Here is an 8,181-nt window from a genome sequence, read left to right as displayed (position 1 = left end):
CACGAAATGCACGAAGGCGGGGTAGATACTAAAAATCTTGTCACATACGGTGGACAACAGGCGTGTGCTGCCAACAGCTTTGCTACTAGTGCCGAAGGCATAAGCACAAACATTGGAATTGCCGAGGGTGACTTCGCCAAGATGGCCAAGAACTCGGAAGGCACCATCAAGGCCACCCAAGAGTCTATGCGGGAAGATCAAAGGGCTTGGATAGGAATGATGCAGGTAACTGGAATACCGGAGGTTGGTAAGCCTTTCCACGCCACTGCTGTTTTGGCAAACACCGGAAGAACTCCCGCCATAGATTTTGTGGCTCAAACTAGGATGATTCCAGTAGTCGAAGGGAACAAATTCGTTCCAAACTGGAAAGCCAAAGCTCCGGGTATCCGCAGCCGCACGACACTCTTCCCCAATCAAACATTTAGCTCTACGGTGAAGGGATCGGATAATGATGTGGTTGTGGATCAAGCATCCCTTGACGCCGTAATAAACACCGGGAAAGTCAAGGCTTACGTGTTTGGTAGGGCTTGCTACAAGGACGTTTTCAAGAGAAAGCACTGGCTGAGGTTTTGCGATCTGTACGATCCTGTGGGCAAAGACTATATCGCGTGCGCCCAATATAATGAGGTAGACACAGAGAAGACCGCAAATGACGAATCCTGCGAACTTCCTGAGGTTACGAATTAGGCTTCCCACTAAGTGTCCAGAAAGTGGACAAACGTCGATTTGAGTCTTTCTTGATTGGCTATTCATTCGGCCCCAATCGGGGAGCAACCTGCCATTTGGCGCAAGAAATGCCTGACCCTGCTGCTGAGTCAAGTATGTTATTACCACTCTATTTGGCTTGTTATGTGTGAGTTAGAAGATTGGGGGCTTGACAGGTTTTGGAATGTGGAATGAGGAGGACGGGCAACAGCAGCTAATTTGCCGAAGGCTTCTCAATGTGATCGATGACGATGACCTCTACTGGTCCCTTCGTCGGCACCAGTTTTAGGCCGAGCTGCTCCTGGATTGCGGTGAACAAGTATGGCGCATCAGCCCCATTCTGCTGTCTAGTGTCCGAATCGGCAGGCTGTTCTCGTCCCCATTTCAGCGTGAAGTCATAGGCTCCCTTGAGGCCGGTCTGATCTACTACGGTGCGTCCGCCAAACACAAGAGGAGAGCGTGCAAAGTCGTCGAGCGTTATTGCCGTAGCGGTGGTTTCGATTCCATGCTCGCTCTCGGCAGTATCAAAGAGCCGGGTGGATTCACCCTCTTTTGCCGGAGACAGCTTCGGGCCGCCCTTCGCGACGACCAGTGCGTAGATCGGCATCTCCCTTGTCTCGAAATGTACCTTCAGCTTGAATCGGTTCGCGAGCAAGGACTGTTCCATGAACTCGACCTGCTCCCGCTGTTGCATTGGGGTCATCTTTTGCATTGCCGCGTACAGGGAGTCCTCAATCTTTGCCTGAATCTCGTACCGATTGGATTGCTGCTGCACCCAGGCTGGTGCTCCCACAATATGGTTCTCGTGACCGAGCTGCAGGTTATACGCCGACGCAATGAGTATCGCTGCCTCCCCGACGAAATGCACCCTGTCACTGACCTGTCCGCGCAACCGACCGGGAGACACTTTCATGGGTAGAGGCTGGCCTATGGGCATCGGTGGTGGTTCCCACGGCCTGATCGTTGCTACCTCGAAGGAGGGCACGGGGCCGCTCGCGTGCAGAATTTGCGCGTGCACTGGGACCATGCGCATGATTCCAAATGCGGAAGGCATTGCGATGGTAAGGAAACCCAGCGTTGTAAAGATTATCTTTTTGCCTGTATGGGGATTTCTGTGCAGTAACCATGTTGCCAGCGAAACGAATGCGATCAATGCTGCCAATCGCCATAGAGGATTCGGCAGCTCTGGAGAAGGGGTGTCTCCTGTCCTCTTGTCGTGCCGTAGGGTTTCAACGCCATTCAAGTTTCTTCCGGGAACTCCACGTCTGGTCGAGTGAGTTTGCCAGCTTGGAGCAGATGCGAGGTGATTCGCCACGTTGGTTTGTTGAAGTGAGAGAGGGAATTGCCCATTGGCTTCCGCTACGGTGATGCCTTTATGTTGCGCTTCATGGCTGGCCTGGAGGCTGATGGTGATGCGGCTGCTCGAAGTTGTGAGGGCGAAGCCGATTGCGAGTAAGAATATGGCCGAAAGGATTGAAGCTCGGGCGAGGTCGAAGAAGGTCAGGCATCCTTGCGAGACCATGACGTAATGACCTGAGAGCAGGGATTGTTGCGTGATCGGCGTCTCCGTTGTTTGGGGGAAGGCGTATGCGGCCCACTGTCGCGCCAGAGACAGCAACGCGTCGAGATAAAGGCGCGCGAAGCCATTGCTGGTCAATGCGTCCTCGAAGTCTAGCGTCATCTCGCGACCAAATTCGTTGCGAAAGTCTGCAGGATGCAGTCTGATCATTGCTCCGTACAGTTGGCTTTGGAGGTTGCTCATGAATGCCTCTCCTCGTGAAGACGCAGGCCGCGACGGGCTTCACGGAGCACGCCCGTTAAGCGTTCCGTCTCGGACGCTAGTACAGAACTTCCTATCTGTGTGAGGTGATATTTGCGACGCGGCTCGCTCTCGGAACTCTCTGCCGAGGCCTCCTCGATGAGGCCAAGTTTGAGAAGTTTCTTGACGTTGTCGTAGAGCGTACCCGGACCCATCTTGTACTGGCCGCCTGACTGACGGGCGACCTCGAGCATGATGCCGTAACCGTGCAGGTCTCCACCGGTCAGGGCCAGCAGGACGTGTAATGTGGCCGGGGAGAGAGGGAGGAGATTGCTATAGTCGGACTTCATATTCGAAACACGATATATCGGCTTCCGAAAATATGTCAATGAATTTTATTAGGCAATCTACTCCCCAGGGGCTAAAGCCCCACTCTGGAGACTATGTTCGAGAGGGCCAAGGCTGAAGCCTTGGCGTACCCAGATGCTCCTAGAGGAACGACATCGCCAGAATCAGGGACATTGCAAAATAAGGACGACGGCAGAGAACTTGAAGATTTTAATTTCAGGGTTTGGGACGGAGTTGGGATAGGAGAGCATCGGCGGTGGGTTGGGTGTTGAGGATGTCGGCGGCGGTGAGCCAGGCGCGGCGGAGTTGGGTGATGCCGAATTTTATTTGATCGAGTTCTTCGGTGGCGTGGGCGTCGGTGTCGACTACGATCTTGCAGTTGTGTTGTTTGGCCAAGCGCAGATTTAAATCGTTTAGGTCGGAGCGGGCGGGGGAGGCGTTGTGCTCGACGGCTACGCCTAGTTCGGCGGCTCGCTTTAATACCTGATCGATGTGGACGGCGTAGGCGTCGCGCTTGAGGACTTTGCGTCCGGTGGGATGGCCGAGGATGCGGGTGTGTGGGTTTTCCAAGGCGCGGAGGATGCGGTCGGTCATCTGCTCGATGGGTTGGTCGAAGCGGCTGTGGACGCTGGCGACGACGATGTCCATTTGGGCGAGGGTGCTGTCGTCGAGGTCGAGCTGACCTTCGGCGAGGATGTCGACCTCGATGCCGGGGAGGATGCGGAACGTCAGGGGAGGAGAAGCAGGTCCTCCGCTTCGCGAAGGATGACAATCTGAATCCGGAACGGAAGGAGTTTTGAGGGCTTGATAGAGGGAAGTCAGGCGGGCGTCAGTGGGGGGTGTGTCGGTGGCGAGCGCTTCGCGGAGTTTGGCGAAGTCTTGCTGGATCTCGGCGTCGACTTCGCGGATGCGCTTGATGTGGGCGAGGGCGCGGGCGTCGTCGAGGCCGTTGGTCATCGCTAGATTTTTGCTGTGGTCGGTGATGGCGATGTAGGAGAGGCCGCGAGCGATGGCGGCTTCAGCCATCTGACGGATGGTGTCGCGGCCGTCGGTGGCGTCGGTGTGCATGTGCAGGTCGCCGCGAATGTCGGCGAGGGTGATGAGGTTGGGCAGAGTGTGGGCGGCTGCGGCTTCTAGCTCGCCGCAGTTCTCGCGCAGCTCGGGTGGAATGTAGTCGAGGTCGAGGGCGTTGTAAATCTCTTCTTCGCTGGCTGCGGCGATGATCTTGTTGTCTTCGAGGCGCAGCAGAGCGTACTCGCTGAGGGTGAGGCCGCGTTTGATGGCTCGCTGGCGCAGGGCTACGTTGTGCATCTTCGAGCCGGTGAAGTATTGCAGCGCGGCTCCGTAGCTGGCGCGGGGGAGGAGGCGGACGTCGACCTGGAGGTTGTTGCGGAGAGTGAAGGAGACTTTGTTCTGGCCTCGGGCGAGGAGCTTGTCGATGAGCGGCAGGGTGGCTACGTGCTCGACTGCGGCGGCGACGACATCGGGCTCGCAGGCGGGGCCGGTGACGAGGAGGTCGAGGTCGCCTACGGTCTCGCGTCCTCGGCGAAGAGAGCCTGCGGGGGTGATGGTTTCGATGCCGGGAAAGGCGCGGATGAGGGCGGAGATGCGCTCGGCGAGGTCGTGGGCCTGGTCGATGCGGAAGCGGCTGGAATTTTTGCGGTAGTCCTCGATGCCCTTGAGGAGCTTGGTGGTGAACTTTTCGCCCATGCGCGGGAGCTTGTTGAGATGGCCAGCTTTGGCGGCTTCTTCGAGGGCATCGATGTCGGCGACCTGAAGAGAGGACCATATGAGGGCTACGGTCTTGGGGCCCATGCCGGGGAGGCGGAGAAGTTCGAGCATGGTGGGCTTGTATTTGGTGAGCAGCTCTTCGCGGAGGGGCATGGTTCCGGTCGAGACCAGATCGACGATGTTGGCGGCCATGCCTTTGCCGATGCCGGGGATGGCGAGGAGTTGTTTGGGTTCGGTGACGAGGGTGGAGAGTTGGGTGGTTTGCTGCTCGACGGCCTCGGCGGCGCGACGGTAGGAGCGGATGCGGAAGGGGTCGGCTGCGTCGATCTCGAGCAGGGCTGCGGTTTCGTCGAGCAGGCGTGCGATGGTGATGTTGTCCATGAATGGAGGCGAGCCGGTCTTTCTATGTCTGAATCGTCTTCGCCCGGCTGCTCAGTCAGTATGCAACGGCGGGAGATGCGGATGCACGTCGCTATGGGCGGGCCGGGCGAAGATGTCGATTAGACAGCCTCTTTGAGGCGGCTGACCTGATCGGCCTGGGGGCCTTTGCTGCCTTCGATGATGTCGAACTCTACTTCGTCACCCTCTTTGAGGCTCTTGTAGCCTTCGCGCTGGATGGAGCTGTAATGAACGAATACGTCTGCCCCGCCGTCCCGGCCAAGGAATCCGTAGCCTTTTGCGTTGTTGAACCACTTAACCGTGCCTTTATATTGACTCACTTGAACGTGCTCCCTTTTGTCGGTCGATGCGCGTTGCCGCGACTTACCTGTGTCTGACGCAGGAGTTGGGCATGGAGTTTTCCGGTAAAGTTTTCCAGCGAGTGAGGAGATTCTTCCGGGTGGGGAGATTTGCCTTTCGATCAATGGTTTCGCGGGGTTACGCGGAATAGAGCGTAACCGAATCGATTATTTTGCGCAGGCGATATGGATAACATGATGAAGGTCTTATTGTGATGTCTCGGGTAGTAGACAGCCAACAGACCGGTAAATCCTTGCCGAGTGGCTCAGAGTTCGTTGTGAGCCACTCGGTTGAGATGAGACAAAGCGCAAGTATCTGGTTAGAGACGGCCTTCGCGATGGGCGGCGGCGTAGAACAAGACGCCGATGAGGGTTTTGCCGTCGTGGATCTTGTCGGCGGCGATGAGAGCGAGGGCCTTGGAGAGCGGGGTGCGGACGATCTCGATGTGCTCGTCCTCCTCGGGGTTGGCGGCGCCCTGCTTGATGTCGCGGGCGAGGTAGATCTGCATGGACTCGCCGAGGAAGCCGGGGCTGGCGTAGTACTTGGTGAGGTGGGTCCAGCGTTTGGCGCGGAAGCCGGTCTCTTCGATCATCTCGCGTTTGGCGGCAGCGAGGGGAGCTTCGTTGGGCTCGATGCGTCCGGCGGGGAGTTCGAGCAGGAACTGGCCGGCGGCGTGGCGGTATTGGCGGATGAGGATGAGGTCGGGGTCTTTGGGGTTGACGGACTCGTCTACTGCAAGGACGACGATGGAGCCGTTGTGGCGGATGACGTCGCGGGTGTAGGGAGTGTCAGAGCCGGGCTCGATGATTTTGTCGGTGTAGACGGAGAAGACGTTGCCCTTGTAGGAGAGTTTTGAGGAGATGAGGGCAGCTTTGGTGGCGGTGGGCTTCTTTTTGGCGGGGGATTTTGGCTTGACGGGGACGGCTTTGGACTTGGGTTTGGGCTGGGAGGCGACGGGCTTTTTTGTCGAGGTGGCCATAAAGCTACGTTATCATCCTGCATCGTGAGTTGGGGGTTGGGCATCCAACCGTTACATGAAGATAGTAAGGTGGATAGTGGCTGCGGAGTTTGGGCCAGGCCGGGATGCTGTGCCGGTTCGAGGATTGTGGCTGCGATGAGCGCTGAGTGTTACCCGATAACGATTTTGCCGCATGTGTCGCCGTTGTATCGCGGCTACCTTGGCATGGGCGACAGTCCCGTGGATGCAGCGGTGCGCCGGTGGTATGGAGCGGAGCCGTTTGCGGGCAAGTGGATGCGCAAGGAGCGCCCGGGCGTGAATGCTGCCGGGCTGGCGGATGCGTTGGCGCGACAGAACGCTGAGTTTGGTGCGGGCTCGGCGGCGATGGTGAATATCGAGAAGCTGCGTGGTGGTGCTCGCGCGATAGTGACCGGGCAGCAGGTGGGTTTGTTTGGCGGGCCGCTGCTGACTTTATTAAAGGCTGCTACTGCCGTGGCGCGAGCTAAGGATGCTACGCGGACTTCTGGGGTGGAGCATGTGCCGGTGTTCTGGCTGGCGACAGAGGACCACGATCTGGCCGAGGTGGACCAGGTATCGTTGCTGACGAAGACTTCGGTGGAGACGCTGCGGGCTGGATTGAAGACGAAGGCTGCGGTTGAAGTAGGTGGGATCGCGCTGGGTGCAGAGATCGATCAGGTGTTGGAGCAGGCGGGGGAGTTGCTGGAGTTCTCTCCGGCGTGGGAGATGTTGAAGGAGTGTTATACGCCCGAGCAGACGCTGGGTGGAGCGTTTGCGCGGTTGATGGCGCGGTTGTTCGCTGCGCAGGGATTGGTTGTGATGGATGCCGCCTCGCGGGAGTTTCATGCGCTGGGGGCAAGTACGCTGCGTTATGCGATTGAACATGCCGAGGAGTTGCAGACGGCGCTGATCGCTCGTAGTGAAGAGCTGGTGAAGGCTGGCTATCATGCCCAGGTGCTGGTTGCCGCTGGGGGCAGTCTGCTGTTTCTGGTGGAGGAGTCGACGGGTGAGCGGATGGCCCTGCGGCGCACGCCTGAGGGTGGATGGAAGGCTGGCGGGAAGGCTTATTCTTCTGCGGAGTTAATTGCGATTCTGGAGAGTGCGCCGGAGCGTCTGAGTCCGAATGCGCTGCTGCGGCCTGTGTTTCAGGACACGATTCTGCCGACGGCGGCTTATATCGGCGGCCCTTCGGAGATTGCCTACTTTGCGCAGAGCGCGGTTTTGTATGAGGCGATTCTGGGACGGGTGACTCCGGTGTTGCCGCGGCTGAGTGCGACGCTGCTGGAGCCTGCGGTTGCTACCGTGATGGCCACGCATGAGGTTCAGTTGCCGGATGCGATGACGACGGCGGCAGAGTTGGCGTTGCGGCTGGGCGCTCGGGCGATGCCGATTGAAGAGAAACGGCGGCTGGCGGCGGCGGGCAATGCGCTGGATGCTGCGCTGACGGCTGCGATGGAGTACATGGGTGGGATGGATGAGTCGCTGGGGCGTACGGCTGAGGTGTCAGGCTCGAAGATGCGCTACCAGATGAACCGGCTGCGACGGATGGCGGCGGCGTTTGAGTTGCAGAAAGAGGCCAGTCTGGCGAAACATGCGGCGGCGATTACGCTGAATGTCTTTCCTGAGGGGCATCCGCAGGAGCGATTGGTGGGGGGAATCTGGTTTGTGGCGCGGCATGGAGAGGGATTGATGGAGCGGCTGGTGGAAGCTGCGGCGAATCTTTGTCCGGGGCATGTGGTGATTCGGCTTTAGGGGCATCATCTGGATGAGGGCATCCCCCAGGGGCTAAATGTGGTGTCTCAAGAGGTTGTTGACATCGAGGCCTGATCGGCTGATGGGTGGTTTCTGGTCAAGGCTAGCATGTGGTCGATGCCAGTTGTACTGGTGGATCCATGGTTCGAGGCATTGGTTTCTTTCTGCTGAG

The 8,181-nt window shown here is 58.2% G+C and carries 8 protein-coding genes; 2 read left to right on the top strand and 6 right to left on the bottom strand.

Annotated elements, in window-relative coordinates:
• The coding region (locus tag VMU57_RS08410; protein WP_325382375.1) for a hypothetical protein at positions 1–687 on the top strand (687 nt) is incomplete at its 5' end.
• Between the two features lie 232 nt (positions 688–919).
• On the opposite strand, the gene VMU57_RS08405 is transcribed toward VMU57_RS08410, so the two are convergent.
• The 5 genes from VMU57_RS08405 to VMU57_RS08385 form a co-directional block, all read right to left on the bottom strand.
• Positions 920–2,467: a TIGR03435 family protein gene (locus tag VMU57_RS08405; protein ID WP_325382373.1), complete on the bottom strand. Its 1,548-nt coding sequence runs from the start codon at positions 2,465–2,467 to the stop codon at positions 920–922.
• Positions 2,464–2,814: a PadR family transcriptional regulator gene (locus VMU57_RS08400; protein ID WP_325382372.1), complete on the bottom strand. Its 351-nt coding sequence runs from the start codon at positions 2,812–2,814 to the stop codon at positions 2,464–2,466. The genes VMU57_RS08405 and VMU57_RS08400 overlap by 4 nt, the downstream gene beginning before the upstream one ends.
• Positions 2,815–3,028: 214 nt before the next feature.
• Positions 3,029–4,924: a PHP domain-containing protein gene (locus VMU57_RS08395; RefSeq protein ID WP_325382370.1), complete on the bottom strand. Its 1,896-nt coding sequence runs from the start codon at positions 4,922–4,924 to the stop codon at positions 3,029–3,031.
• Between the two features lie 119 nt (positions 4,925–5,043).
• On the bottom strand, positions 5,044–5,262 hold the full coding sequence (locus VMU57_RS08390; RefSeq protein ID WP_325382368.1) for a cold shock domain-containing protein: 219 nt from the start codon (positions 5,260–5,262) through the stop codon (positions 5,044–5,046).
• Between the two features lie 338 nt (positions 5,263–5,600).
• Positions 5,601–6,260, bottom strand: a complete 660-nt coding sequence (locus tag VMU57_RS08385) for an NUDIX hydrolase (protein ID WP_325382366.1) — start codon at positions 6,258–6,260, stop codon at positions 5,601–5,603.
• Between the two features lie 135 nt (positions 6,261–6,395).
• Between VMU57_RS08385 and bshC the strand changes: the two genes are divergently transcribed.
• Complete coding sequence (gene bshC / locus VMU57_RS08380) at positions 6,396–8,009, top strand: bacillithiol biosynthesis cysteine-adding enzyme BshC (RefSeq protein WP_325382364.1); 1,614 nt, start codon at positions 6,396–6,398, stop codon at positions 8,007–8,009.
• Between the two features lie 33 nt (positions 8,010–8,042).
• Here the strand turns inward: bshC and VMU57_RS08375 are convergent.
• Positions 8,043–8,181 (bottom strand): integrase core domain-containing protein (locus VMU57_RS08375; protein WP_325382377.1); only part of this gene is annotated, 139 nt, incomplete at its 5' end.

Source organism: Edaphobacter sp. (assembly GCF_035532915.1).
Lineage (GTDB): Bacteria > Acidobacteriota > Terriglobia > Terriglobales > Acidobacteriaceae > Edaphobacter.
This window is presented reverse-complemented; position numbering and strand designations above follow the sequence as displayed.

What these genes read in the sequence shown, in the direction of transcription:
- VMU57_RS08405 (WP_325382373.1), bottom strand. Translation starts at nt 2,467, where the DNA reads ATGAGCAACCTCCAAAGCCAACTGTACGGAGCAATGATCAGACTGCAT.
- VMU57_RS08385 (WP_325382366.1), bottom strand. Translation starts at nt 6,260, where the DNA reads ATGGCCACCTCGACAAAAAAGCCCGTCGCCTCCCAGCCCAAACCCAAG.
- bshC (WP_325382364.1), top strand. Translation starts at nt 6,396, where the DNA reads ATGAGCGCTGAGTGTTACCCGATAACGATTTTGCCGCATGTGTCGCCG.
- VMU57_RS08400 (WP_325382372.1), bottom strand. Translation starts at nt 2,814, where the DNA reads ATGAAGTCCGACTATAGCAATCTCCTCCCTCTCTCCCCGGCCACATTA.
- VMU57_RS08395 (WP_325382370.1), bottom strand. Translation starts at nt 4,924, where the DNA reads ATGGACAACATCACCATCGCACGCCTGCTCGACGAAACCGCAGCCCTG.